Raw genomic sequence first — 2,285 nt, forward strand, 5'->3', positions numbered from 1 at the left:
TATATTACACCTCTAAAGTATAATCGTCAATACGTTTTTTAAAAAACTTTATATTTTATAGATTTCACTTATGTATTTCTTCTATAGTTATATACAAGCACCCCACAGAACTATCTATGGGGTACTACTCTACTATAAAAACTATTGCTCTTTCGACGGCGCCGAACAACTTCCATCAGTACAAGAAAGATCGCTTCCACCCTCTGAAGAAAGTTCTTGTAACTTAGGTGTAGGATTCTCTTCTTCCCACACTTGCTGAAGTGCACCAACAAAAGTTTCAAGTGGTTGTGCACCTGAAATAGCATACTTTTGATTAATAATAAAATAAGGTACTCCCGAAATTTGATATTGCTGAGCAATCGCTTCATCAATTCTAACATCATTTGCATACGCATTTTTATCATTAATAACATTTAAAGCCTCTTGCTTATCTAAACCTGAAACTTCAGCGATAGTAGCAAGTGTATCCACATTACTTAAATTTCTCGATTCAGTGAAGTATGCGAAAAGTAGATTTTCCGTAATCTCTTTTTCTTTTCCTTGATCCTTTGCAAACTTCGCAAGACGATGCGCATCAAACGTGTTCGTCGGCTTCATCTCATCAAAATTAAAACTTAAACCCATACTAGCTGCATGATTTCCTAGCTGTACGTTATTACGCTTAGCTTCTTCAATACTAATTCCATACTTTGATGCAAGTACTTCATTAATACTTGTCCCAGAATAGATTGGAGCATTTTGGTCTAATTCAAAACTTTTAAACTCAACTTCAACATCCTTCTTATGCGGAAATTGCTCTAAAGCCATCTCTAATCTACGTTTCCCAATATAGCAAAATGGGCATACAAAATCTGACCAAACTTCAATTTTCATAGAAACACCTCATTAACTTTTAGTTTTCAATCATTGTAGCACTGAGATTAAGGAATTCAAAAGTTTTTGCTCTACCTCCTTCATATAGTACATACAAAAATACACTTATAGCAGAATACCTAATTAACAAAAAAACGATAATCAAAAGGATTAACTATTATCCCTCCGATTATCGTCTATATAAATGCAACAACTTTAATTATGCCGGAATATACTTCCCTACGAACTTCCATACAGTATTCCAATATTTATTCGAATCTACTTTCTCCGCTTCCCCATGTCCAGCACCTGGAACAATTAATTTCTCTTTTTCTACTTTTGCAGCATTATATACTTCATCTAACATTTCAAAAGGAACGAATGTATCAGCATCCCCATGAATGAACAGCATAGGTGTTTTACTTTTCGCTACTTGTTTTACAGCTGAGGCCTCTTCTAAATCATACCCAGCTCTTAATTTAGTAACCGTATTTGCCGCATTCATAACAGGAAACTTCGGTAAGTGGAATAAATCTTTTAGTTGATAAGTAAATTCATCAATAACAGTTGAGTATCCACAATCTTCAATAATAACTTTAACATTAGAAGGTAAATCTTCTCCTGAAGTCATCATTACAGTTGCCCCGCCCATTGAAACACCAAATAGAGCTATTTCAGCATTAGGGTCTTTCTTTAAGATTTGTTGAATCCAAATTAACACATCTTTACGATCATGCCAGCCCATACCAACATAATCCCCTTCACTATTTCCGTGCCCACGAAGGTCTGGTGCTATGACATTATAGCCTTGTTCATAAAAGTTACGAACATATTTCGTCATTTCTGATGCTCTACCACTATATCCATGAACTACAATTGCCCATTTATGACTAGATGGTTCATTCATATATTCATAACCTTTTAAATTTAATTTATCGAAAGAACGTATAGTTAATGTGTTAGGTTTATACTTCGATACGAAGTTTGCATTCTTTTCTTCATTCGCAGCCAATACATCTCCCGACGCATTTACCGTTTCCACTAAATGAGGATTATCTTGCAAAAATTCCTTTTCTTGTTTCGCATTTAATGCATAGTTATAAAAATAATTTCCAACTAACATATACACGATTACTAGCAGGACTAAGACTACTATAGTAATTATACTTATCTTTTTCATATTATCTCCTTTTCTAACTTAAATCTTCTTATATTAAAGTACATCAAAAACAACTGTACTATTTTAACATACCAATGAATTCTATCTTTAAGAAATAAAATAGAAAATCTTAAATTACCTGTCAAAAATCACGAAAGAAATTGAATAAAACTTATATAGCTACGTACTCAAAAATCTTTTAAAAAATGAGTAGCACTTCAAAATATTTAGCTTTGAAAAGAAGTTATAAAACACAAAAAAGACGAGTCATTCT

The 2,285-nt window shown here is 33.0% G+C and carries 2 protein-coding genes; both read right to left on the reverse strand.

All coding sequences use genetic code 11. The annotated features are described in order from the left end of the window. Positions 1–141 precede the first annotated feature (141 nt). Positions 142–873: a DsbA family oxidoreductase gene (locus HMPREF2590_RS08720; protein WP_050821495.1), complete on the reverse strand. Its 732-nt coding sequence runs from the start codon at positions 871–873 to the stop codon at positions 142–144. Between the two features lie 199 nt (positions 874–1,072). After that, the gene (locus HMPREF2590_RS08725) at positions 1,073–2,032 is read right to left on the reverse strand and encodes an alpha/beta hydrolase (RefSeq protein WP_000723977.1); all 960 of its coding nucleotides are present in this window, start codon (positions 2,030–2,032) and stop codon (positions 1,073–1,075) included. Positions 2,033–2,285 lie beyond the last annotated feature (253 nt).

The organism is Bacillus sp. HMSC036E02 (genome assembly GCF_001836235.1).
GTDB classification, from domain to species: Bacteria; Bacillota; Bacilli; order Bacillales; family Bacillaceae_G; genus Bacillus_A; species Bacillus_A cereus.

Coding starts and splice junctions, on each gene's coding strand:
- HMPREF2590_RS08720 (WP_050821495.1), bottom strand. CDS start 873: ATGAAAATTGAAGTTTGGTCAGATTTTGTATGCCCATTTTGCTATATT.
- HMPREF2590_RS08725 (WP_000723977.1), bottom strand. CDS start 2,032: ATGAAAAAGATAAGTATAATTACTATAGTAGTCTTAGTCCTGCTAGTA.